The 22,203-nt window shown below is 69.0% G+C and carries 21 protein-coding genes; 7 read left to right on the top strand and 14 right to left on the bottom strand.

Translation table 11 applies throughout. The features are described from left to right. Window positions 1-34: 34 nt before the first annotated feature. The 8 genes from ACH413_RS45375 to rimP form a co-directional block, all read right to left on the bottom strand. Window positions 35-1,168: an ROK family transcriptional regulator gene (locus ACH413_RS45375; RefSeq protein ID WP_360048139.1), complete on the bottom strand. Its 1,134-nt coding sequence runs from the start codon at window positions 1,166-1,168 to the stop codon at window positions 35-37. Further along, window positions 1,165-2,151, bottom strand: coding sequence for a bifunctional oligoribonuclease/PAP phosphatase NrnA (locus ACH413_RS45370; RefSeq protein WP_360048140.1), 987 nt, complete (start codon window positions 2,149-2,151; stop codon window positions 1,165-1,167). The genes ACH413_RS45375 and ACH413_RS45370 overlap by 4 nt, the downstream gene beginning before the upstream one ends. A 157-nt stretch (window positions 2,152-2,308) precedes the next feature. After that, a complete protein-coding gene (rbfA, locus tag ACH413_RS45365; protein ID WP_360048142.1) occupies window positions 2,309-2,758 on the bottom strand; it encodes a 30S ribosome-binding factor RbfA in 450 nt (149 codons plus the stop codon). A 13-nt stretch (window positions 2,759-2,771) separates the two neighbouring features. Beyond that, the gene (locus ACH413_RS45360; RefSeq protein WP_258947864.1) at window positions 2,772-3,068 is read right to left on the bottom strand and encodes a DUF503 domain-containing protein; all 297 of its coding nucleotides are present in this window, start codon (window positions 3,066-3,068) and stop codon (window positions 2,772-2,774) included. Window positions 3,069-3,139: 71 nt separating this feature from the next. Continuing rightward, window positions 3,140-6,364: a translation initiation factor IF-2 gene (gene infB / locus ACH413_RS45355; RefSeq protein ID WP_360048144.1), complete on the bottom strand. Its 3,225-nt coding sequence runs from the start codon at window positions 6,362-6,364 to the stop codon at window positions 3,140-3,142. 87 nt (window positions 6,365-6,451) lie between these two features. Next, a complete protein-coding gene (locus ACH413_RS45350; protein WP_396426078.1) occupies window positions 6,452-6,694 on the bottom strand; it encodes a YlxR family protein in 243 nt (80 codons plus the stop codon). 126 nt (window positions 6,695-6,820) lie between these two features. Then, entirely contained in the window at window positions 6,821-7,834 is a 1,014-nt protein-coding gene (nusA, locus tag ACH413_RS45345; RefSeq protein WP_360048145.1) for a transcription termination factor NusA, read from the bottom strand. After that, window positions 7,831-8,355, bottom strand: a complete 525-nt coding sequence (gene rimP / locus ACH413_RS45340) for a ribosome maturation factor RimP (protein ID WP_189153688.1) — start codon at window positions 8,353-8,355, stop codon at window positions 7,831-7,833. The genes nusA and rimP overlap by 4 nt, the downstream gene beginning before the upstream one ends. Window positions 8,356-8,484: 129 nt before the next feature. Here rimP and ACH413_RS45335 point away from each other — a divergent pair, with 129 nt between their 5' ends. Together ACH413_RS45335 and ACH413_RS45330 are read left to right on the top strand one after the other, a co-directional pair. After that, window positions 8,485-8,928 carry a hypothetical protein gene (locus tag ACH413_RS45335; RefSeq protein WP_360048148.1) on the top strand — a complete coding sequence of 148 codons (444 nt, stop codon included), beginning with the start codon at window positions 8,485-8,487 and terminating at the stop codon, window positions 8,926-8,928. Then, window positions 8,925-9,353, top strand: coding sequence for a ferritin-like domain-containing protein (locus ACH413_RS45330; RefSeq protein WP_360048149.1), 429 nt, complete (start codon window positions 8,925-8,927; stop codon window positions 9,351-9,353). Before ACH413_RS45335 ends, ACH413_RS45330 begins: the two co-directional genes overlap by 4 nt. Here the strand turns inward: ACH413_RS45330 and ACH413_RS45325 are convergent. The 4 genes from ACH413_RS45325 to ACH413_RS45310 form a co-directional block, all read right to left on the bottom strand. Then, window positions 9,350-10,066: a hypothetical protein gene (locus ACH413_RS45325; RefSeq protein ID WP_360048151.1), complete on the bottom strand. Its 717-nt coding sequence runs from the start codon at window positions 10,064-10,066 to the stop codon at window positions 9,350-9,352. The genes ACH413_RS45330 and ACH413_RS45325 overlap by 4 nt on opposite strands. Window positions 10,067-10,133: 67 nt before the next feature. After that, complete coding sequence (locus tag ACH413_RS45320) at window positions 10,134-11,087, bottom strand: aminotransferase class V-fold PLP-dependent enzyme (protein WP_360048153.1); 954 nt, start codon at window positions 11,085-11,087, stop codon at window positions 10,134-10,136. Continuing rightward, window positions 11,080-11,544 carry a DUF4442 domain-containing protein gene (locus tag ACH413_RS45315; protein ID WP_360048155.1) on the bottom strand — a complete coding sequence of 155 codons (465 nt, stop codon included), beginning with the start codon at window positions 11,542-11,544 and terminating at the stop codon, window positions 11,080-11,082. Before ACH413_RS45315 ends, ACH413_RS45320 begins: the two co-directional genes overlap by 8 nt. A gap of 11 nt (window positions 11,545-11,555) precedes the next feature. Beyond that, entirely contained in the window at window positions 11,556-12,509 is a 954-nt protein-coding gene (locus tag ACH413_RS45310) for a nucleotide disphospho-sugar-binding domain-containing protein (RefSeq protein WP_360048157.1), read from the bottom strand. A gap of 22 nt (window positions 12,510-12,531) precedes the next feature. Here ACH413_RS45310 and ACH413_RS45305 point away from each other — a divergent pair, with 22 nt between their 5' ends. Both ACH413_RS45305 and ACH413_RS45300 read left to right on the top strand, forming a co-directional pair. Further along, window positions 12,532-13,089, top strand: coding sequence for a sugar O-acetyltransferase (locus ACH413_RS45305; RefSeq protein WP_360048159.1), 558 nt, complete (start codon window positions 12,532-12,534; stop codon window positions 13,087-13,089). A gap of 4 nt (window positions 13,090-13,093) precedes the next feature. Beyond that, window positions 13,094-13,501 (top strand): YjbQ family protein, encoded by a 408-nt coding sequence (locus tag ACH413_RS45300; protein ID WP_360048160.1) that lies wholly within the window; start codon window positions 13,094-13,096, stop codon window positions 13,499-13,501. On the opposite strand, the gene ACH413_RS45295 is transcribed toward ACH413_RS45300, so the two are convergent. Continuing rightward, entirely contained in the window at window positions 13,397-14,356 is a 960-nt protein-coding gene (locus tag ACH413_RS45295) for an ABC transporter permease (protein ID WP_360048162.1), read from the bottom strand. The two genes, ACH413_RS45300 and ACH413_RS45295, sit on opposite strands and share 105 nt — an antisense overlap. A gap of 119 nt (window positions 14,357-14,475) precedes the next feature. On the opposite strand from ACH413_RS45295, the gene ACH413_RS45290 reads away from it, so the two are divergent. Beyond that, window positions 14,476-15,441, top strand: coding sequence for a hypothetical protein (locus tag ACH413_RS45290; protein ID WP_360048163.1), 966 nt, complete (start codon window positions 14,476-14,478; stop codon window positions 15,439-15,441). Window positions 15,442-15,538: 97 nt separating this feature from the next. On the opposite strand, the gene ACH413_RS45285 is transcribed toward ACH413_RS45290, so the two are convergent. Continuing rightward, window positions 15,539-18,526, bottom strand: a complete 2,988-nt coding sequence (locus ACH413_RS45285) for a BTAD domain-containing putative transcriptional regulator (protein ID WP_360048165.1) — start codon at window positions 18,524-18,526, stop codon at window positions 15,539-15,541. A 746-nt stretch (window positions 18,527-19,272) separates the two neighbouring features. Here ACH413_RS45285 and ACH413_RS45280 point away from each other — a divergent pair. Both ACH413_RS45280 and ACH413_RS45275 read left to right on the top strand, forming a co-directional pair. Beyond that, window positions 19,273-19,548: a hypothetical protein gene (locus ACH413_RS45280; RefSeq protein ID WP_360048166.1), complete on the top strand. Its 276-nt coding sequence runs from the start codon at window positions 19,273-19,275 to the stop codon at window positions 19,546-19,548. A gap of 44 nt (window positions 19,549-19,592) precedes the next feature. Beyond that, window positions 19,593-22,148: a BTAD domain-containing putative transcriptional regulator gene (locus ACH413_RS45275; RefSeq protein WP_360048167.1), complete on the top strand. Its 2,556-nt coding sequence runs from the start codon at window positions 19,593-19,595 to the stop codon at window positions 22,146-22,148. The last annotated feature ends 55 nt before the right edge of the window (window positions 22,149-22,203 follow it).

Here is a 22,203-nt window from a genome sequence, read left to right as displayed (position 1 = left end):
GTGACGGCCACCACCGTGCGGTGATGGCGGCCACTCACGACCGTTGGGGCAGCCCGAACACCTGCTCGCGCGCCACGGCCAGCGCCGAGTGCAACGCCCCGGACCGCACCGGGTTCGCGGTGATCTGCGCGAGGTACACCGGCGTCCGCGGCACGACGAGCTTCAGCAGCTCGGCGGCCACGAGATCGCACAACGTCTCGCCACCCGCGTGCGCCACCCCACCGGACAGCAGCACCAGTTCCGGGTCGAGCACGCACACGACGTTCGCGAGCCCGAGCGCGATCCGATGCGCGAGAACCGTGAGGAACGCCCGCCCCTCGGTACCGGCGTTGAGCGCGTGCGCCACCGCCTCCAGCCCCGACGACTCCTTGATGCCGTACTCGGCCGCCAGCTCCACGATCGCGTCGCTGTCGACCTGGTCGCCGTAGCGCCCACCGGGCACCTGCATCGAGTCGATCTCACCCGCGCCGCCGGTGACGCCGCGCAGCAGCACGCCGTTGACCACGACCGCCGACCCGATCTCGTCCGCCGGCCAGAACAGCACGAAGTTGCGCACCCCGGCCGCCTTGCCGGAGCTCATCTCCTCCAGCGCGGCGAGGTTGATGTCGTTCTCGATCGACACCGACGTGCCGAACAGCTCCCGCAACGTCGAGGGCAGGTCGACGTCCACCAGCCCCGGCAGGTGCGGCGCGAACCCGAGGTGCCCGGTGGACGGATCCACGGCACCCGGAGTGCCGACCACTACGTGCGCCAGCGCGTCCAGCTTGAGCCCGGCCAGCGCCGTCGCCTTCTGCACCGTCTCCCGGAAGGCCTGAAGGGTGTTCTCCTTCGGCATCGGCGCGCTGTGCTCGGCCAGCAGCGATCCGGTGATGTCCGCGATGGCCACGTCGATCAGCTCGGCCGTCAACGCCACCGCGGCCACGTACCCGACGCCGCCGTTGACGGCCCACATCTGTGCCCGAGGTCCACGCCCGCCACCGCGCAACCCGGTGCGGACGACCATGCCGTCCTCTTCGAGCCGTGCCAGCAGCTGGGCGGTCGCGGGCTTGGACAGCCCGATGACCTCCTCCAGCTCGGCCCGCGTCATCGCCCCACTGCGCAACAGCGTCTCGATCGCGGCCCGGTCGTTGATCTCCCGCAGCAGCCGCGGGCTCCCTGTCCGTGTCATGACCCCACCTGCTCCAACGCGCCCTTCAGCGCGGCGACGACCTGCTCAGCGGCCCCGTCGAAGGTGAACCCGGCCGCCAGCCGGTGCCCACCGCCCCCGAGGATCTGCGCCACCTCACGAACATCGACCCGGCTCACGGCCCGCAGCGACACGGACCAGAACCCAGGCCGCAGTTCCTTCAACACGGCCGCGACCTCGGCCTCGGAGGCGGAGCGCACGACGTCGATGACGCTCTCCACCTCTTCGCTACGCACTCCACGCGCGTCGTCAAGGCTCACGACCGCATGCGCCAGTCCCAGGCCGTGTGCGGCCTTCTGGTCAAGCTCTGCCTTGGCCAACACCCGCGACAACATGCCGAGGTACGCGAACGGATGTGCGTCCATCAACGGCCGCGTAACGGCGTAGGCGTCCACTCCGGTCTCGAGCAAGCGCGCGGCGGTGTGGTGAGCCTCGGGTCCGGCCTTCCGAAAGCCCCCGGTATCGGTCACGAGTCCGGCGTAAATGCAGCGGGCAATGGGCTCGTCGATCTCGACGTCCATCTCGTCGAGCAACTTGAGTGCAATGAGCGCCGTGGCTTCCGCACGGTCGTCGATGCAGTTCACCGTTCCGTACCGCGTGTTCGACACGTGGTGGTCCACCACGATGACGGGCCCGGTGCAGGCGGCGACGCGGCCGGCGAGCGGTCCGAGCCGCTGCAGGCTTCCCGTGTCCATGACGACCAGGAACTCCGGCTGCTCCGGCACCTCGTCGCGGTGGACCAGCAACCCCGCTGTGTCCAGCGCTTTCAGGCTTTCGGGCACATCCTCGGGCTCGCCGAAGGCCACCCGCACCGTCACTCCGCGCCGGTGCAGCGCGAGTCCCACCGCGAGGGCACTCCCGAGCGTGTCCGCGTCGGGGTTGATGTGACTGAGCAGGGTCACATCACGGGCACCGGCCAGCAACCGCGCGGCCTCGGCAATGGTCGTGCTCAGGTCGTCTGCCACAGGGAGACGTTAGCCGCTCACCGTCTCGAAATGTTGTACGGCACCCTCAGACAAGACAGTTTCCATCCGATTTCCGCGCCTGTGTGCCATGTGGACGAACGGCCGCGCAACACAAAGGCGGACACGTTCGCACGTGTCCGCCTTGGTCAGTTGCTCGTCAGTCCTCGTCTTCGTCCTCACGAGGAGCCTTGTACGGGTCGGCCTCTCCGGCGGGAGCAGCTCCCACCGCGCGCCGAGCCACCTCGGCGTCCGAGGCCTGCGCCTTGGCGAGGAGCTCTTCCATCTTCCGAGCCTCGTCCGGAACGGTGTCGGTCATGAACGTCAGCGTGGGCGTGAAACGCACCCCCGTCTGAGCTCCGACCATCGACCGCAGCACACCCTTGGCGCTCTCCAGGGCCAGAGCGGCCCCGGCGTAGTCGGGCTCCACGTTCAGGCGCTCACCGAGCACGGTGTAGTAAACGGTCGCGTCGTGCAGATCCCCGGTCACCTTGGTGTCGGTGATCGTGACCCGAGCCAACCGCGGATCCTTGACCTCGTGCTCCAGAGCCGAAGCCACGATCTGCGAGATCCGCTTGGCGAGCTTGCGGGCACGTGCCGTGTCGGCCACGAGCCTCCCCTTCCTAGTCGTCCTCCGGCCCGACGAAACGCGTCCGGGCAGAGAGCAGTTCAAGTTCGGGACGTCCGGCGACCAGCCTTTCACAGCCGGCGAGGACGTCCCTGACGTGCTCCAGGTCGGCGGCGACTGCCGCGACCCCGATCAAGCTGCGCCGATGCAGGTCGAGATGACCGGCTTCGGAGACAGCGACCTCGAAGCGCTTGCGCAGCTCGGCCACGACGGGCCGCACCACCGAGCGCTTCTCCTTCAACGAATGGACGTCGCCCAAGAGCACGTCCAGTTCCAGAGCACCCACGTACATGGGCAAGATCCTCCAGAAGAAAAGGGTGCGGAGCCACCGGTTAAAACGGCTCCGCACCCCTCATCGACCGACTAGGCGCGCGGCTTCTCGCGCATCTCGAAGGTCTCGATGATGTCTTCCAGCTTCAGGTCGCTGTAGTTGCCGAGCGTGAGACCACACTCGAAACCTTCGCGGACCTCGGTGGCGTCGTCCTTGAACCGCTTGAGCGAGCTGATCGGGAGGTTCTCCGCGATCACCTTGCCGTCACGGATCAGGCGAGCACGCGCGTTGCGGCGGATCTCGCCCGACAGGACCATGCAACCCGCGATCGTGCCGACCTTGGAGGACTTGAAGACGTCGCGGACCTCGGCGCGGCCGAGCTGGACCTCTTCGAACTCCGGCTTGAGGAGACCCTTGAGGGCCGCCTCGATCTCGTCGATCGCCTGGTAGATGACCGTGTAGTACCGGACGTCCACACCCTCGCGGTTCGCGAGCTCGGTCGCCTTGCCCTCGGCCCGGACGTTGAAGCCCAGGACGATGGCGGAACCGGCCACGGCGAGGTTGATGTCGCCTTCGGTGATGCCACCGACACCGCGGTGGATCACGCGCAGCTCGACGTCGTCGCCGACCTCGATCTTCATGAGCGCGTCCTCGAGGGCCTCGACGGTACCCGAGTTGTCACCCTTGATGATCAAGGTGAGTGCTGAAGTCTCCTTCAGCGCGGCGTCCAGGTCCTCCAGGCTGACGCGCTTGCGCTTCGCCGCGTTGGCGGCGTTGCGGGTGCGGGCCTGACGACGCTCGGCGATCTGGCGGGCGACGCGGTCCTCGTCGACGACGAGGAACGAGTCACCGGCGCGCGGCACCGAGGTCAGACCGATGACCTGCACCGGACGCGACGGGGTCGCGTCGTGCACGTCGTCGCCGTGCTCGTCGACCATGCGGCGGACGCGACCGTACGCGTCACCCGCGACGATCGAGTCGCCGACGCGGAGCGTTCCGCGCTGGACGAGGACCGTGGCGACCGGACCGCGACCGCGGTCGAGGTGAGCCTCGATCGCGACACCCTGGGCCTCCATGTCCGGGTTGGCCCGGAGGTCCAGCGACGCGTCGGCGGTCAGCAGGATGGCATCGAGCAGGCTGTCGATGTTGATGCCCTGCTTCGCCGAGATGTCGACGAACATCGTGTCGCCGCCGTACTCCTCGGCGACGAGGCCGTACTCGGTGAGCTGCTGGCGGATCTTGGAGGGGTTCGCACCCTCCTTGTCGATCTTGTTGACCGCGACCACGATCGGCGCCTGAGCGGCCTGCGCGTGGTTGATCGCCTCGACCGTCTGCGGCATCACGCCGTCGTCGGCTGCGACGACGATGACCGCGATGTCGGTCGCGTTCGCACCACGAGCACGCATGGCGGTGAACGCCTCGTGACCCGGGGTGTCGATGAAGGTGATGAGCCGCGGGTTGCCCTCGAGCTCGGTCTGGACCTGGTAGGCACCGATGTGCTGGGTGATGCCACCGGCCTCGCCCTCGGCCACCTTCGCCTTGCGGATGGTGTCGAGCAGTCGCGTCTTACCGTGGTCGACGTGACCCATGACGGTCACGACCGGCGGACGGATCTGGAGGTCGTCCTCGTCACCGGCGTCCTCGCCGTAGGTGATGTCGAACGTCTCCAGCAGCTCGCGGTCCTCCTCCTCGGGGGACACGACCTGCACGACGTAGTTCATCTCGGAGCCGAGCAGCTCCAGGATCTCGTCGGACACCGACTGGGTCGCCGTGACCATCTCGCCCAGGTGGAAGAGCACCTGCACGAGCGACGCCGGGTTGGCGTTGATCTTGTCGGCGAAGTCGGTCAGCGAGGCACCGCGCGGCAGGCGGATCGTCTCGCCCTGCCCCTTGGGCAGGCGGACGCCACCGACCGAAGGCGCCTGCATGTTGTCCATGTACTCCTGGCGCTTCTGCCGCTTGGACTTGCGTCCACGACGCGCCGGACCACCCGGACGACCGAAGGCACCAGCAGTACCGCCACGACCAGCGCCGCCACCGCCACCGGGACGACCGCGGAAACCGCCGCCACCGGCAGGGGCACCGCCACCTGCGCCGCCGCCACCACCGGGTCGGAAGCCACCGCCACCGCCGCCACCGCCGCCGGGACGGAAGCCACCGCCACCGCCACCGCCGCCACCGGGACGGAAGCCGCCACCGCCGCCACCGCCACCGCCGCCTCCGCGGAAGCCGCCGCCACCGCCACCGCCCCCACCGCCCCCACCGGGACGACCGCCGCCACCGCCGCCGCCACCAGGACGACCGCCACCGCCGCCGCCACCGGGACCAGGCCGGTTACCGGCCGGACGGTTGCCCGGCATCATGCCGGGGTTCGGACGCGGGGGCATGTTGCCCGGGTTGGGACGAGGACCGCCCTGACCGGGCCCACCGGGACGGGGACCGCCCTGGCCGGGACCGCCGGGACGACCGCCCTGTGCGGCAGCCGGACGCTGACCACCCTGGCCGGGCGCACCACTCGGACGAGGGTTCGCCGGACGCGGGTCGCCGGGCTTCGGGCCGGAGGGGCGCTCGCCCTGCTCCGGACGCGGGCCGGGACGAGGCCCAGGACGCGGCGAGGGAGCGTTGCCGCCACCGACGCCGAAGGGGTTGTTGCCCGGACGCGGGGCGCGCGGGCCGGCAGGCTTGGAAGACTGCGGGCGCGGCGGGACCACGGACGGGGACTGACCACCAGCGGACGCGGCCGGAGCCTGCGGCTGCTGGGGCTGTGCTGCGGGCGCCTGCTGCGGAGCCGGGCGCGGGCCCGGACGCGGGCCACTGCCCGGCTTGGAGCCACCGGCCGGAGCCGGGGCAGCCTTCGGGGCGGCCGGAGCCGACGCGGCGGGTGCCGGTGCGGCGGCCGGAGCCTGGGGCTGCTGGGCGGGAGCGGGAGCCTGCGCCGCGGGAGCCGGGGCCTGCGCGGCAGGAGCTGCCGGAGCGGGCTTGGGCGCCGGAGGGCGCGGAGCCGCGGGCTTCGGGCCGGGGAAGGCCTTGGGCGCTGCGGGCTTGTCGGATGCTGCCGGCTTGGACTCCGCCGGTGCGGCGGGCGCCGCGGCAGCAGCGGGTGCGGGTGCCTTCGGCTTCGGAGCGGCCGGCTTGGGAGCCGACGGCTTCGAGGACTTGGCTTCGTACGCGTCACGAAGCCGTCGGGCCACGGGGGCCTCGACGGTCGAGGACGCGGACTTCACGTATTCGCCTTGTTCGGCGAGCTTGTTGAGAACTTCCTTGCTCGTAACACCGAGCTCTTTTGCGAGCTCGTGCACGCGGGCCTTGCCTGCCACTGCTCTCCTAGGTAGTGAGGCCGGCGGGCAAGTCCCATCGACCTCGTCTTAACGTCGCGCGTTCATGTCTTCAGCTTCACGGCTGACTCATGACGGGTCGACCTGCTTCCTTGTTGCTTGTTGGCCGCGGGGCTGTCCCGAGGCCAAGTTCCCTTGCTGCCGCTCCACGTGCTCGCGCAGCGAAGCGACGTCGAGTGCTCCCTGGACCTTGAAGGCCCGCGAGAACGCCCGTCGCCGCTCGGCGTTGCGGAGACATTCGAGATCGAAATGCAACCAAGCACCTCGACCAGGAAGCCGCCGACGGACGTCCGGAACCACCGAACCGTCCACCGCGACCACACGCAGCAGCTCAGACGGCAACGTCCGGGCACGGCATCCAATGCACGTACGAACAGGGCCGATGTGCTGGGAGACCGCTCCCGACGTTGAACCGTTGATAATTCTATCCCCTGGAGCTCACTCAGCCGAACCAGATGTGACCGCACCGGCGGCCGGAGCCTCCGCGTCACTGCGGATGTCGATGCGCCAGCCCGTCAGACGGGCGGCCAGGCGGGCGTTCTGCCCCTCCTTGCCGATCGCCAGCGAGAGCTGGAAGTCCGGCACCACGACACGCGCCGTCTTGGCGCGCTCGTCGAGCACCCGAACAGACACAACCTTGGCCGGGGACAAGGCATTCCCGACGAACGTGGCCGCGTCGTCCGAGTGGTCGATGATGTCGATCTTCTCGCCACCGAGCTCGTGCATGACGTTGCGCACACGGGCACCCATCGGGCCGATGCAGGCGCCCTTGGCGTTCACTCCGGCAACCGTTGATTTCACCGCGATCTTCGAACGGTGACCTGCCTCACGTGCCACCGCGGGGATCTCCACGGTGCCGTCCGCGATCTCCGGGACCTCGAGGGCGAACAGCCGCCGCACGAGGTTCGGGTGGGTGCGCGAGAGAGCGATCTGCGGCCCGCGCGCACCGCGGGACACGCTCACGACGTAGCACTTGATGCGCTCGCCGTGGTTGTACTGCTCGCCCGGCACCTGCTCGGCCGGCGGCAGCACTCCTTCGGTGTCGCCGACCTGCACGACGACCATGCCGCGGGCGTTCGCACGGGCGTCGCGCTGGACGACACCCGCGATGATCTCGCCCTCCTTGGCGGCGAACTCACCGAACGTGCGCTCGTGCTCGGCGTCGCGCAGGCGCTGCAGGATGACCTGCCGCGCCGTGGTGGCCGCGATGCGGCCGAAGCCCTCGGGAGTGTCGTCCCACTCCTCCCGAATCGCACCGTCCGGCGCGATGTCCTGCGCGATCACGCGCACGACACCGGTCTTGCGGTCGATCTCCACCTTCGAATGCGTGGCATGCCCGTCGGTGTGCTTGTAGGCGGTCAGCAGTGCTGACTCGATCGCCTCCAGGACCGTCTCGAAGGGGATGTCCTTTTCACGTTCGATCGCCCTCAGGGCGGCGATGTCGACGTTCACCTCGGCTCCTCCTTCGGTGCTTTCCGAGTGAGCCGAGCCAGTTCCTCGACCGGCGGCTGCTTGAACTCGATCTCCATGACCGCGCGTTCGATATGGCGGTACTCCACGCGCCGCAGCTCGTCCTTGTGCAGCAGCTCGACCCCGGTCTCGTCGCACTCGCCGACCCGGCCGAACCACTCGGCCTGCTCGGGCTGCTTGATCTTCACGAGACGCAGGTGAGCGCGCTTCCAGTGGCGCGGGCGCGTCAGGGGGCGGTCGACACCCGGCGAGGTGACCTCGAGGGTGTACGGCCCGTTGATGATGTGGTCGTGCTCGTCGAGCGCGGCGGAGACCACGCGGCTCGCCTCGGCGACCTCGTCGAGCCCGATGCCGTCCTCACCGTCCACGACGACCTTGACCAGACGGCGGCGCCCAGCCTGATTCACGTCGAGCGCGTCGAGGTCGAAGCCGGCGGCCTCGAGAGCTTCCCGCACAACGGGTGCTAGCTGCGCGGAAAGCTCTCCGCGCGGCGGGCTGGACACGTGGTGTCTCCTTCAGTTCGAACGCATGAAAACCCCGGCCGACGGTACTTTCGGCGGCCGTGGACGACCAGACTATCTGGTTCGCCCGGCTCCCACCGCGCCGCACGGCTGCTGGCAATATGGGGTCGCGTGATCTCCGAATCGGTCAGCCGCCGCCGTGTGCTGTTCGCGGTGGCCGCCGCACCGCTCGCCGTTGCGTGCACCACAGAACCTCCGCCGCCACCGCCGCCGGACCCGCTGTCGGCCCTCGCGGCGCAGGCGCGTGCGGACGCGAAGCTGGCCCAGGCGCTGACGACGGTGCCCGCGGCCGCCGAGATCGCGAAGGCCCGTGAGACGCACGCCTCGTTGTTGCAGGCCGAGGTGGACCGCGAACGCCCGCCCGCGTCGTCCACGGCGCCGCCCGCCCCCACCTCGCCGCCCACGCCGCCCGACCCGCTGGCGGCGCTGCGGACCGCGCTCGACGACTCCGTCCGGGAGGCCTCGGCCGTCGTCGCCAAGCTGCCCGCCTACCGCGCCGGTCTAGTCGGCTCGGTGGCCGCCGGCTGCGCCTCGCTGCGGGAGGTGCTCGCATGAGCGTCGAATCCGTCCAGACCGCGCTCGGCACCGAGCACGCGGCGTTGTGGACCTACGGCATGGTGTCGGCGTTCCTGGGCGACCAGGCCGCCGCCGTCGCGGAGGGCGCGAACCTGCACCGGGCACGCCGGGACACGACCGAGCGGTGGCTGCGCGACCACAGCGCGACCCCGAACCCGCCCGCGGCCGCCTACCTGCCGCCCACGCCGGTGTCGGACGGGCCTTCCGCGCTCGCCGCGCTGGTGGCCGTCGAGCAGGACACCTGTGCCGCGTGGCGTGGCGTGCTGGAGCGGACCGACGACCAGGCGCTGCGCACGTCGGCGTTGGAGGCGTTGACCACGGCCGCCGTCCGTGCGACCCGGTGGCGCCGGACGGCCGGGACGAACCCGGCGTCGATCACGATGCCGGGTGTCGCCTCGGGCTAGCTGCCGAAGGAGGACGCGAGCCTGATCGCGTCCGCGGAGACCCGCTTCATCTCCTTGTTGTGCGCGAGCGCGTCGGCGCCCCTGGTCGGCGAGTCGGACTCGACGATCACGACCAGCTGGTCGCGTTGCTCGGAGGCGTAGCCGCCGTTGGCCAGCGTGGTCAGCGGCGGCACGGTGATCGCCTTGTCCAGCACCAGGTCCTTGACGTTGCCGGTGCCGTCCTTCTGGGTCAGCTCGCGCAGCTGCCGTGCCTCGTCCGCGTTCTTCATCTTCACCACGGACACCGACGAGTACACGGTGCTGCCGTTGGGCAACTTGGCCGTGTAGAACGCACGCGTCAGCTGAAGACACGGCGTGGTCTTGAAGAAGGCCTGCGTCTGGCTCGTCGCGTGGGCAGCGCAGTCGCTGTCCTTCACCGGTTCCGGCAACTCCGGCACGGTGGTGAACTCGAACTCCCCCGCGGTCTTCTGCGGTTGCGCGACCTGCTGGTCGATCGGGTCCGACGGCTGCAGCACCCACCACACGAACCCCGACACCACCGCGACGCCGACGAGCGCCAGCGCCTTGCCCACCCAGGTCGACTTGCGCTGGGGTGGAGGCGGCGGCGCGGGCAAGTGCCCCTGGCGGTTGTCCATGATCGACTGGAGCTTCACGAGCTCGTCGGCCGGGTACAACGGCGCGGTGTCGGTGGGCCTCGGTGGGAAGCGAGGCATGTTCTGGGTCACCTCTTCAGGTGACTGGCGTGGTTCCGACACAAGGACCCACGGTAACGGACGGCAGTCACGCGAGCGCTTCGAGCACCCGATCAACGTCCTCGATCGTGTTGTACATGTGACACGCATACCGCGTGCGACCTGCACGAACCGAGGAAACAACGCCCTGAACGGGTGGCCTGCCGACTGAGACGATCGCCGAGTCGTTGGGCGGCAGGCCCAGTCCACTCAGGAGGCGATCCGTCAGTTTCACGCAGTGCGCGCGCACTGCTTCGAGGTCCAGTGTGGCCACCCACGGGAGCGCGACCGCCGCACCGACGTGCGAGAACCACGTCGGCGAGAGGTCGAACCGCCGCGCGTCCGAACGGAGCACAAGATCGGTGCCGTAGTTCTCGCCGGTGCTGTACCAGTTGGCCGCCAACGGCTTGAGCGACTCCATCCGGTCCGGCCGCACCGCCATCCAGGCCGCGCCGCGCGGTGCCATCAGCCACTTGTAGGCGACGCCGACGACGAAATCGGCCCACGCCAACGACAACGGCCGCCACCCGGCGGCCTGCGACACGTCGAGCAGCACCGGTTTGCCCGACGCCCGCAACGCTTCGAGGTCCGCGATCTTCCCGTCGGCCGACTGGACCACGCTCATCGCGACGAGGTCGCACTCGTCCACTGTGGACACGATCTGGTGCCCGGCGGCGACGAACGGCAGCGTGACGCTGGTGAAGTCGCCGGGATCCACGAAGACCTTCGAGCCGGCCGGCAACGACTGCGCGACCAGCGACACGAACTGCGACACCGTGGCGCCACAGGCGACCGACGTGGCGGGCACCCCGATCAACCGCCCGAACGCCTCACGCGAGATCTCCACGGCGTCGTTGAACGTGGACGACGTGTCCTGACCGCGCCGCCACCGCTCGTGCGAGGCGCTCACCGCGTCGGCGACGTGCCGCGGGGGCACGCCGATGGACGCCGTGTTCAGGTAACCGGGCTCGACGTCGAAAACCGCTCCGAAGGCCTCACGCATGCGCGAGCTGCTTGCCGCGCTTACGTCGCGCGTAGACCTGCTTCTTCACCCGTGCGATCACGGTCCCATCCTGCCCGACGACGTCCGTCTCGAACCAGATCAGGGCCTTCTCGCCGCCGCTGGTCTGCTCGAGCACCTGCGCGACGTGCTCGTCGGTCAGCCGGAACTCGGCGTGGACCGTGCCGCGGCCGGGCGCGACGAACTCGATCTCACCGGCCTGGTCCCACACGACGTGGTCGCCCTGGAGCTGGTTGAACAGCAGCAACACCCAGAACGGGTCGGTCATCGCGAACAGCGAACCGCCGAAGTGGGTGCCGAAGAAGTTGCGGTTCCACGGGCGCAGACGCATCCGCACCCGTGCGTACCGGTAGTCCGGCGAGATCTCCACGACGCGGATGCCGGCGAACAGGAACGGCGGCCACAGGTTCATCCCGAAGCGCAGGCGGCTTGCCTTCATAAAAAACAGTGTTACACAACGCTCGCCAGACTGTCCGCAACTTCCTCGGGCGAGGGCATGTGACGTATCTCCCGGGTGATCTGACCTGCGGCTTCGCGGTAGGAGGAGTCCGCGAACAGCTGTCGCACACAGTCCGCGATCGGCCCGGCACTGAACGCGGCCGGCCGCAGCGCCGCACCGGCCGCGACGAGCGCGTCGGCGTTGCCGAACTGGTCCGCGCCCTGCGGCAGCACGACCTGGGGAACCCCGGCGGCGAGCGCGCCCAGCATCGTGCCGCTGCCACCGTGGTGAACGGCGACGTCCGCGTACCGGAGCACCTCGGCCTGGGGCAGCCACGGGTACACCTTCACGTTGGGCGGCACGTCGCGGAGTCCGACCCGCGGCGCGGCCACGACCACCTGCGCCTCGGAGATCTTGCCGAGCCCCACGACCGCCTCGGCGAGCAGTTCGCGCGTGCCGAACGCCGTGCCGAGCGTGAGGTAGATCAGCTTGCCCGTGGTGCGCACCGGCACGTCACCGGGCGGCGAGAACGGCACCGGCCGCAGCGGGATCCGGTCCTGCTTCAGGAAGGCGGGATCCTGCAACGAGGGCGGGCAGATGTCGAGGTGCCGTCCGCCGGTGGGCCGCACGAAGCCGATGCCGTCGGGGAACATCCGCCCGAACCCGTGGAACAGCGCGGAGAACCCGCGGCGCCGGGCCTCGGTGACGACCTCGGGCACCGCCCACTCGCCGATCACGAGGTCGGGCAGCAACCGTTCCAGTTCCGGCGCGATGTCCTCGGCGTAGATCTCGCCGAACACGACCCCCGGACGAAAGGGCCGCAGCCCGAGCTTCCCGAGCACCGGGTGCATCTCCTCGCCGACCGCGAAGTGCACCTCGTGGCCGGCGGCGCGGAAGGCCGACGCCAGCGGGATCAACGGATAGGTGTGGCCGACCGTGGCCATGCTGGCGAAGAGCACGCGCATGATCTGACGATACTGAGTCCTCATGGGAACCAACCGCGAGAAGATGATCAATGGCGAGCCCTACCTCCCCGGAGACCCCGAGCTGGACGCGGACCGTCGGCGCGGCTGGCGTGAAATGGCCCGGTTCAACGCACACGATCCGGAGGACGTCGACGGGATGTACGCGATCCTCAAGGGGTTCGTGGCGGAGATCGGCGAGAACTCGACGTTCATGCAGCGCCTGCAGATCGAGTACGGCTACAACACCCGCATCGGCGCGAACAGCTTCATGAACTACGGCGGCATCATCCTCGACTGCGGCCCGGTGACCATCGGCGATCACGTGATGATGGGTCCGAGCGTGCAGCTGCTGACGGCGTTGCACCCCATCGAGGACCACGACGCGCGGATCGAGGGCTGGGAGACGACCGCGCCGATCGTCATCGGGGACAAGGTGTGGTTCGGCGGCGGCGTGATCGTCTGCCCCGGAGTCACCATCGGCAACAACACGGTGGTCGGCGCGGGCAGTGTCGTGACGCGTGATCTGCCTGCTCACGTGCTCGCGGTCGGCAACCCCGCACGGGTGGTTCGTAAGATCTGAGGTCATGCGCAGCGAGGAGATCCAGATCCGCACCGGTGCCGACGAGGTCGTGCACGACCTGACGCGGGAATGCCAGCGGTTCCTCGACAGCGAGAGCGGTGACGGCCTGCTGCACGTGTGGGTGCCCCACGCGACGGCGGGCGTCGCCATCATCGAGACGGGCGCGGGCAGCGACGACGACCTGCTGACCGCGCTGGAGCGCATCCTGCCCCGCGACGTGAAGTGGCGGCACCGGCACGGCACCCCTGGCCACGGCCGTGACCACGTGATGCCCGCGCTGGTGCCGCCCTACGCGACGATCCCGGTGCTAGGCGGTGTGCTGACGCTCGGCACGTGGCAGTCCATCTGCCTCGTGGACACCAACGTCGACAACCCCGTTCGCACGGTCCGTCTGAGCTTTCTCGCCGGCTAGCAGCAGGACGAGCCCTACGAGCGCGATCCCGCCGAACACCCACCACTCGGTGCTGACGGACCCGTCGTACATGAGGCTGCGCAGGCCTTCCGCCGAGAACCGGAACGGCGTCCACGACCACAGGACCGCCTTGTAGGCCGGGTTGAGCAGCTCCGGCACCTGGCCCGCGACGGCGGGCGCCATCAGGTAGAGGATGCCGAGGATCCCCATCGCGCGGATGCCGAGGTGCTTGAACAGCCCGGCCTGCAGCAGCGCGAACGACACGGCGACGGCGAGCAGGAACGTGAGCGCCTCGACGCTGAACGTGACGCCCCACCACGCCAGCAGTCCCGTGGTCGAGCCGGTGACCAGGACGGCCGTGGTCAGCGCCGACAGCCACCTGAGCCTGCCGCCCTTCAGCACCACGAACAGCAGTCCGGCGATCATCCCGCCGACCCACAGCAGTGCCGACGCGGCGAGCGGCGCGGTGCGTTCGGCGGCCGTCGGTGTCTGCGCGTCGATCCTGACCGGCAGCCCGGCACCCTGCGCGACACCGGTCAGCACCTGCTGCGCGACCTGCGTGCCGGACGGGTTGACCGCGGGGTTGAGCCGGATCGTCGCCTGACCGGGCGCGATCTCCAGCACCCCGTAGACCTCTTTGTCCCGCAGGAGGTTCCGCGCCTCGTCCGCGGACACGACCCGGATGTCGACCTCGGCCGAGTCGGCGGCCTTGACCTTCTCCGCGATCGGCGGAGGCGCCACGACGGCGAGCGGAACGTCGTGCGGGTGCACGGTGGCCTGCACGCCGAAGGTCAGCAGGCCCAGGAGAAACGCCACCACCGCGCCTGCGACGGCGGTGACCAGCGCGGTGCGCATCATCTGCCTCCTTAGTTCATCATGCGTTGAATTTAACGCGCACGCTACGCCTCGCCTGTTCCCGAAGTCAACGCGTGATGAATTAAGCCTCTGTCAGACCCACCAGGTACCGTTTCCCCGTGACTTACCCAGGTGGCGGCGGACAGGGCGGCTGGAACGACCAGCAGGGCTGGGGCCAGCAGCAACAGGGTGACTACCAGAGCGGTGGCTACCAGACCGGCGGCTACCCGCAGACCGGTGGTTTCCCGCAGCAGCCCCAGTTCCCGCAACAAGGTCAGTTCCCGCAGCAGGGTTACGGCGGGTACGGCGGCCTCGGCGTGTACGGGGGCTTCGACAACGAGCCGCCGAAGAAGAGCAAGAAGACGCTCTGGCTCGTGATGGGCTCCGTCGTCCTCGTGCTGCTCGTCGGCGGTGGCCTCACCTGGTTCCTGCTCTCGCGCCAGGACAACACGACCGCGCAGCCCGACCCGTCCACCTCGAACAGCACCTCCGCGCAACCGACCGACACCGCGTGCCCGAAGAACGAGGGCCAGCAGTGCATCGAGACGGGGCTCGGCTACAACTACGTGGTCCCGAAGAACTGGGACGTCATCGCCGACGCCAAGATCCCGGTGGACGGGTTCGACGGCGTCCTGCTGTCCGGCATCACCACCTACGGCGACTACACGTGCGAGGGCAAGCCGTTCACCAAGGGCACCAACGGCGGCACCCTGCTCCCGAAGAGCGACATCAACAAGACGGCCACCGACTTCACCAAGGCCCTCGCCGCGCAGTACTACTCGTCGGGCGGCGACCCCAAGGTCACGACCGCCGAACCCAAGCCGGTGAAGATCCAGCACACCCAGAAGGACGGCAAGAAGGTCGTCGTCGACGGCGTGCAGATCGACGCCACGGTCACCCAGACCGGCAACAAGTGCCTGGCGAGCAAGGGCATGGTCAAGGTCGTGGTGCTCAACGGCAGCAACAAGCTGCACGTGCTGGCCGTGAACGGCGACCTGGAGGGTGGCGGAGGCGGCACCAACCCGCCGCTGCTCAAGGAGTCGGACCTGCAGAAGATGGTCGACTCGCTGACGCCGACCTCCTAGGACCTGGTGGCGCGTCTCGGAACCTTGGCGAGGTGATCCACGCTCAGCAGGGCACCTCGCGGCGCGAATTCCCCCGGCAACGTTCCGAGCCACACCACTAGCGCGCGCCGCCGTTGGACGTGACGGCGGCGGGCAGCGGGTTCTCGGCGGTGATCTTCTCCAGCACCGCCAGCGCCTTGCTCTCCCACAGCGCGAGCCGCAGTTCCTGGAACGTCATCATCGCCTGCTCCACGATCGCGATCGCGTGGAACGTCTCCCCGCGCTGCGACACGAGCTGGGCCAGGTCGAGCCTGATCCGCGCGGCCCCGACGCGGTCGAGGTTCTCCTCGCACAGCCGGATCGCGCGCCGCAGCAACCGCCCCGCCTCGGCGAACATGCGCATGCGGCCGTGGATCAGACCGAGAGAGTGCAGCGCGTAGCTCTCCCCCACGGTGTCGCCGGAGCGCTGCACCATGCCGAGCACCGACGTGATGAGCTGCTGCGCCTGCTCGTAGCGCCCCTGCACGAGCATCGCGCTGCCGAGCCGGTACAGGACCTGGGCCTCCACGCGCGGGCTGGAGATCTCGCGGCACATGCCGAGGGCGCCGCGCAGCTGACCGACCGCCAGCTCGTGTTCGCCGCGGTCCAGTGACAGCTGCGCGAGCTGCGACACCACGTAGGCCTGGCCGACGACGTCGCCGACGCGTTTGAAGCCCACCAGCGACTGCTCGAAGATCCTCAGGGCGATCTCCGGACGGCCCTCGTTGTACTCCAGCAGACCGAGGTTGCGGCGCACCAGCGCCAGCCCGTGGGTGTCGTCGAGCTCCGTGAACAGCTCCAGCGCCGGTTCGAGAGCGGCACGGGACGCGTCCATGCGCCGCTGGCTGTGGTGCAACGACCCGAGCGAGCACAGCAGGGCCGCGGTGCCGCGCTTGTTGCCCGCCCTGCGCACGGCGTCCAGGGCGCGTTCGTGGGTCTGCTGCCAGTCGTCGAGGTAGCTGCGGGTCTCGAACAACGTCACGAGCGTCATCGCGAGGTCCCAGCACAGCTCGTCCAGGCCGGCGTCGGCGGCCTGCAGGACGGCGGCGCAGATGTTCGGGCGCTCGCTTTCCAGCCACCCCAACGGGTCCTGCAGCACCTGGTCGAGGTACGGGGCGCTGGGCTGCCAGCGCCGGCCGGTGCCGTGCAGGACGGTGAAGTCGCCGCCGTAGAGGCGTTGGTGGGCCTGTTCGGCCATCGCGAGCCAGCCGCCGGCCACGCGTTCGACCGAGGCCAGTTGCGTGGCGGGGGCCTCGTGCACCGCGAGCTGCTCCTTGGCGAACAGGCGGATCAGGTCGTGGAAGCGGTAGCGGGGCAGGCCGGTGATGTCGCTGCCGACCACGTCCAGCAGCTGGGCGTCGACCAACCGCTCCAGCAGGTCGAAGCCGCGGTGGCGGTCGTCGTCCGTCAGGGCCGAGGCCGTCCAGACGGGCAGGCTTTCCGCTTCCAGCAACGACATCAGCCGCATCACGCGGCACGTGTCGGACTCCAGACCGTCGTAGGTCAGCGACAGGCTGGCGCGCACGACCATGTCGCCGTGCACCAGTTCGTCGAGGCGGTGCCGTTCGTCGGCGAGGCGGCCGACCATCGAGGCGAGGCTCCAGTGCGTGCGGGCGGCGAGGCGGGCGCCGATGATCCGCAACGCCAGTGGGAGCCCTCCCACGACGTCCACCAACGCGGCCGCGGCGACCGGTTCGCTCTGCAGGCGTTGCTTGCCGATGATGCGCCCCAACAACTCCAGAGCGTCATCGGAGTCCATGAAGTCGACGTCGACCAAATGAGATCCGGCGAGACCGGTCAGCCGGGTGCGGCTCGTGACGACCACACCGCACGTGGGCGAGCCCGGAAGCAGTTGGTGCACCTGCGACTCGCTGCCCGCGTCGTCCAGGACCACGAGCACGCGGCGGTTCGCGAGCATGCTGCGGTACATGTCCGCCCGCTCGTCGACGCCGTCGGGCAACGTCGAGCCCACGGCGCCCAACGCGGACAGGAACCGGCCGAGCACCTCGGCCGGTGTGGCCGGTTTCGCCTGGGTGCCGCGCAGGTCGCAGTACAGCTGGCCGTCCGGGTAGGTCTCGGCGGCGACGCGATGGGCCACGTGCACCGCGAGAGCGCTCTTACCGATGCCCGCCTTGCCGGAGATGTTCACCACCGGCATGGTCATGTGGTCGCCCGCGAGAATGCTCTCAGCGCGCGCCACGACGTCCTGGCGGCCGATGAAGTCGGAGATGGTGGCCGGAAGCTGGTGCGGTGACACGACGTTCTGCACGGTGACCGGAACCGACTTCTCCTGATCGAGGCGCAGCACCTCGTCGTCGGTCAGGATCGCGGTCTCGAGCTTGCGCAACTGGTCGCTCGGTTCGAGGCCCAGGTGTTCGATGAACAGGTCGCGGCCGGCGCGGTAAACGTCGAGCGCCTCGGACTGCCGGCCGGAGCGGTAGAGCGCGAGCATCAACTGGCCGCGCGGCCGTTCTCGCAGCGGGTGTTCCGTCACCATGCTCTGCAATTCACCGATGAGTGCGTGATGGCGGCCCAGCAACAACTCGATGTCGACGCAGTTCTCCAGCACCGACAGGCGTTTCTCGTCGAGGCGCAGCGCTTTGTTCTGCAACGTGGCACCGGCGCCACCGAGTGCGGGTCCGCGCCACAACGCCAATGCCGCTCGCAACACCGTCGACGCCTCTTCCATGCGGCCCTGCCGGACGGCGGCGTCGGAGTCGGCCACGCGGCGTTCGAAGAGGAAGGTGTCGATCTTGTCCGCGGCGACGCGCAGCAGGTAGCCGGGCTGGCGGGTCTCGATCTGGGCGTCGACGCCGACTCTCGCGAACTCCCGCCGGAGCGCGGACACGCAGATCTGGATCTGCGCCCGTGCGGTCGACGGCGGGGTGTGCTCCCAGACGAGGTCGATCAGCTGGTCCATGCTGACAACGCGATTGGCTTCGAGCAGCAATGCGCCCAGGATCGTCTGCTGACGTCCTGGCGGCACCTGCACCTGCTCCTCCGCTCCGATCACCTCGATCGGACCGAGCAGCTTGAAAATCAGTTCCTCGTCAGGGGCGGAGCTCATGACGGACGACCCCTCGCGCCTCTATTTCCCGCAATGCCCCTGCACCTCACGCTCCGGTCGTTTTCACCGCTACCGAATTACATTTACCGAAGACGTGGAAAAAGGCACTTCCAGGACGTCATCTCAAGATCGGTTTTAAGATGAAAATCCTTCACATCTCGTGTTTGACCTCCGGTTGCATCAACTGCAGGCGAGTACTCCGATGGGTGATGATCTCCGAAGTTAGCCTCGGCGAGGAAAACTGTCAAGATCCTTCTTGTGCATGACTACACGATCCACCATAATGCGCTCGATCTCAATAGGCATCTCATTTGGAGATGATCAGATCCGGGGCATCTTGGCAGATCAACGAGTACGTGAACCCGAGAATTCATCGTTGTGGCGGCGGACTTCACGGCGATCGTACGGCATGCCGCCAAGCAGCCTGAACGTCTCATCGGGACTACTCCGAGCGGCACAAGCCGTTCGTTCGGATCGCTAACCGCACCCAACCATTGCGGTACACCGCACCTAATTCTCCGGATAAGCGACCACCCTGCGTAGTAACAGCTGTGTGCTGACTGGCGGGTCAGCTATTGGAGCGTCTCAATTGGTTGCGCGAGCCCCGCCATCACGGCCGATTGATACGCGGTGGGTGCGCGATAGAGCGGCGATGGGCGGCACTTCTAACTTCGTTCTCAGGCACCACTCGAAGGTGTCTGAAGCACAACTCGAACCAAGGACCGACCAAGAAAGAGGAGGCCGACATGATCCGCAAGACGACCGCAGCCGCTCTGGTTCTCTCCGCCATCCCGGCGGCCCTCGCGTTGACGCTCTTCACCGGCACCGCCCAGGCCGACGACGACACCCCGTGGGGCAAGGGCGCGGGCGGTGACACCCCCTGGAGCCAGATCGTCAACGACGGCGACACCCCTTGGGGCGCCATCGCTTCCGACGACACCCCGTGGGGCAAGGGCATCACGCTGCCGGCCCTTCCGGCCGACGGCGACACCCCGTGGGACGACGACACTCCTTGGGGCTGATCGCTCCCCCTCCGTTCGGATAGTCACCCAAGGAGGCCAGAACCATGCGATTCCACCTGCTGGGCTCACTGGAAGTCCTCGACGACGACCTGCCCGTGCCGCTGGGCGGCGTCAAGCAGCGCGCGGCTCTGGGTTTCCTCCTGTTGCACGCCAACCGAGTGGTGGCGACGAGCAAGCTGCTCCAAGCGTTGTGGTCACGGGATGTCCCGCCCACGGCGCGCAAGATGCTCCAGAACGCCGTCTCAGGGCTGCGAGGCGTTCTCACTCCCCACGGCAGCAACCCCGAAGGGTCCGCACTGCTGCTGACCCACGCGCCGGGGTACCTGCTGCGCGTGGACCAGAACTCCCTCGACCTGTCGCGTTTCCAGCAACTGACCGAACAGGGACGAGGTGAACTCTCCGCCGGCAACTGGCCCGCCGCGGCGACTGTGCTCCGCAAGGCACTGAGCTTGTGGCGCGGACCGGTGCTCGCGGATCTTGCGGAGACCGGCATCAACTGGCCGGAGCTGACCGCCATCAAAGACGGGCGGCTGGCGACGCAGGAGGACTGCTTCGAGGCAGAACTCGCCTGCGGAAGGCACTACGAGATCATCGGCGAGCTGGAGTCGCTGATCGAGGTGGAGCCGTATCGCGAACGACTCAACGGGCAGCTGATGCTCGCGCTGTACCGGTGTGGCCGGCAGGTGGACGCGCTGAGCGTCTACCGCCGTACCAGGGCGGCGTTGGTGGAGGAACTCGGCCTCGAACCGGGTCGCGAGCTCCAGGAACTGGAGCGCGCGATCCTCGACCACGCCCCCGCGCTGGACCTTCCGCCGTCGGTGCAACGCAGACATCTGCTCTCCGTCGGCCATGCCTCTCCCGTGTCCGCTCCCGTCGTGATCACGCCACCCGTCGCAGAGCCCGTCGCACCGGCGGTCACCGCGGGCGCGATGAACGTGACGACCGTGGAGCGCAAGCTCGTCAGCGTCGTGATGGTGTCCGCCCAGCTCGGTCTCGCGACCGGTGACGGTGACCCGGAGGACGTCGACGCGGTGCACCAGGAAGTCGCTTCCGTCGTCTCCGCCGAGGTCTCCCGTCTTGGGGGCGTCGTCGGCGGCAACGTGGGTTCCGTGTTCCTGGCTCTGTTCGGTGTGCCCAAAACGGCCGAGGACGACGCCGATCGTGCCGTGCGTGCGTCGTTGGCCATCCGCGACCGGTTGGCCGCTGTCGCCGACGTGCAGATCGGCGTGGCGACCGGCGACTCTCTCGTGCGCCTGCCTTCGTCCGGTACGCCCACTGCCACGGGTGTGCTGCTCGATCAGTGCCGTCAGCTGATGGCGTTGTCTCCACTGGGCGCCGTTCGTGCGTGCTCCGCGACCCGTGAGGCGGCCGGTTCCGTGACGTGGGAGGCCGATGGCGCTCCGACCGGGGGCTGGCAGGCGGTCTCGTGCGTGTCACCGCGTGGCGCGACCCGGCGTTCGCAGGCCGCCGTGCCGTTCGTGGAACGTGAGCGTGAGTTGCTGGTGTTGCAAGGGCTTCTCGAGGAAGTCCGCACGCGCCGACGCCCGCACTTCGTGACCGTGCTCGGCGAAGCGGGCGTGGGCAAGACACGGCTCGTCAACGAGCTCACGTCATCTTGCAAGACCGCATTGCGTGGCACTGCAACGGCTTTCGGCGACGACCACGGCTACGGGCCGCTGTCGGACGTCGTGAGCGGCTTCTCCTCCTTCGAGACCCTGCGGGCCGCTCTCGCGTCGTTGGTCGGCGTCGGTGAGCTCGCGGACCGGCTGCACGGGAGCCTCGCCTGCCTGGCCGAACCCGGTCCTGGCGTGCGGGCGGACTTCCCGGCGTGGCGGCGGTTCCTGGAGGAGGTCGCGGAGTCCGACCCGCTGGTCGTCTTCCTGGAGGACGTGCACTGGGCGAACGACGTGGTGCTCGACTTCGTGGAGGAACTGAGCGAGCACGCCGGTTCCGTGCCGTTGCTGGTGATCGCCACCGCGCGGCCGGAGCTGCTGCAACGCAGGCCTTCGTGGTTCGGCGGCAAGCGCAACGCGACCACGATCAGCCTGGAGCCGTTGTCCCACAACGGAACGCGCAGCCTGCTGAACTCGTTGCTGCAGACCCGCGAGCTGTCGTCCGAACTCTGGCAGGCGCTGGTGACGTGCGTCGGCGGCAACCCGTTGTTCGCCACCGAGTACGCCCGCATGGTGGCCGATCCGCGCATGCCGTGCGTGCAGAACGACGCTTCGCTGCCGGTCCCGCCATCAGTGCGTGGCGTGCTGACCGCTCAGCTCGACTCACTGCCGTTTGAGGTGAAGGCAGTGCTTCAGGACGCCGCCGTCGCGGGTGATCTGGTGTCGCCAGGAGCGGTGGCCGCGGCGGGGCAGCGGAACGCTCTCGAGGTCGCCAAGGCGCTGGAACTGCTGGAACAGCGCGACTTCCTGCGCCGTCAGGGCCGCAACAGCGAGACGGGCGAGATCGAGTACGGGTTCCGGCATCTGCTGGTGCGCGACGTCGTGGCCGACCAGTTGCCCCGCGCCGAGCGGGCCGTGAAGCGGGAACGCGCGCTCGGCTGGTTCGAGGAACCGGCGCTGGACCTCACCGACCGCCGGGCGGGCTGACCGCTCCCCGGTGACACGCTGAACGCCGGGCCGCGCGACCCACCCCCAGCGCGCT

This window comes from Lentzea sp. NPDC020367 (genome assembly GCF_044387305.1).
In the GTDB taxonomy this organism is placed as follows: domain Bacteria; phylum Actinomycetota; class Actinomycetes; order Mycobacteriales; family Pseudonocardiaceae; genus Lentzea.
This window is presented reverse-complemented; position numbering and strand designations above follow the sequence as displayed.

Bases quoted from the DNA above. Each gene is read 5' to 3' on its own strand.
- ACH413_RS45375 (WP_360048139.1), bottom strand. From the start codon at position 1,168: ATGACACGGACAGGGAGCCCGCGGCTGCTGCGGGAGATCAACGACCGG.
- ACH413_RS45360 (WP_258947864.1), bottom strand. From the start codon at position 3,068: ATGTACGTGGGTGCTCTGGAACTGGACGTGCTCTTGGGCGACGTCCAT.
- ACH413_RS45330 (WP_360048149.1), top strand. From the start codon at position 8,925: ATGAGCGTCGAATCCGTCCAGACCGCGCTCGGCACCGAGCACGCGGCG.
- ACH413_RS45325 (WP_360048151.1), bottom strand. From the start codon at position 10,066: ATGCCTCGCTTCCCACCGAGGCCCACCGACACCGCGCCGTTGTACCCG.
- ACH413_RS45320 (WP_360048153.1), bottom strand. From the start codon at position 11,087: ATGCGTGAGGCCTTCGGAGCGGTTTTCGACGTCGAGCCCGGTTACCTG.
- ACH413_RS45315 (WP_360048155.1), bottom strand. From the start codon at position 11,544: ATGAAGGCAAGCCGCCTGCGCTTCGGGATGAACCTGTGGCCGCCGTTC.
- ACH413_RS45310 (WP_360048157.1), bottom strand. From the start codon at position 12,509: ATGCGCGTGCTCTTCGCCAGCATGGCCACGGTCGGCCACACCTATCCG.
- ACH413_RS45305 (WP_360048159.1), top strand. From the start codon at position 12,532: ATGGGAACCAACCGCGAGAAGATGATCAATGGCGAGCCCTACCTCCCC.
- ACH413_RS45300 (WP_360048160.1), top strand. From the start codon at position 13,094: ATGCGCAGCGAGGAGATCCAGATCCGCACCGGTGCCGACGAGGTCGTG.
- ACH413_RS45295 (WP_360048162.1), bottom strand. From the start codon at position 14,356: ATGCGCACCGCGCTGGTCACCGCCGTCGCAGGCGCGGTGGTGGCGTTT.
- ACH413_RS45285 (WP_360048165.1), bottom strand. From the start codon at position 18,526: ATGAGCTCCGCCCCTGACGAGGAACTGATTTTCAAGCTGCTCGGTCCG.
- ACH413_RS45280 (WP_360048166.1), top strand. From the start codon at position 19,273: ATGATCCGCAAGACGACCGCAGCCGCTCTGGTTCTCTCCGCCATCCCG.
- ACH413_RS45275 (WP_360048167.1), top strand. From the start codon at position 19,593: ATGCGATTCCACCTGCTGGGCTCACTGGAAGTCCTCGACGACGACCTG.